Below are 283 nucleotides of genomic sequence, written 5' to 3'. Positions count from 1 at the left end.
CGGATCGAGCGCCTAGGCGTTTTCGCGATAGACCGCAGCCACGTAGTAGCCCGATGCTCGCGCATTGCCAATGATCGCTTCTTGGCGCTGCAAGTCCTGGTCTTCTGTACTGACACGCAGGTACACCCGCGCAACATTGAGAGTCGTCATCGTATGGCCCATTTTGGTATACCCAAATGGGCCGAGCTTATCAGCTATGGCTCAGTTGACCTAAAGGCAACCCTAATGAGCCGTGCCAGAAAGAACTACTCTTTTGAGCCATACCTAAGGAGGCGCTGCAAAA

Annotated in this window: 1 pseudogene (cut by a window edge); it reads right to left on the bottom strand. The window is 53.7% G+C overall.

What is annotated here, in order from left to right:
• Nucleotides 1–150 (bottom strand): annotated as a pseudogene (locus ALO43_RS31570) (recombinase family protein); its annotated part reaches 83 nt to the left of the window's first position; the annotation flags it as partial.
• Between the last annotated feature and the right edge of the window lie 133 nt (nucleotides 151–283).

It is taken from the genome of Pseudomonas tremae (assembly GCF_001401155.1).
In the GTDB taxonomy this organism is placed as follows: domain Bacteria; phylum Pseudomonadota; class Gammaproteobacteria; order Pseudomonadales; family Pseudomonadaceae; genus Aquipseudomonas; species Aquipseudomonas tremae.
This window is presented reverse-complemented; position numbering and strand designations above follow the sequence as displayed.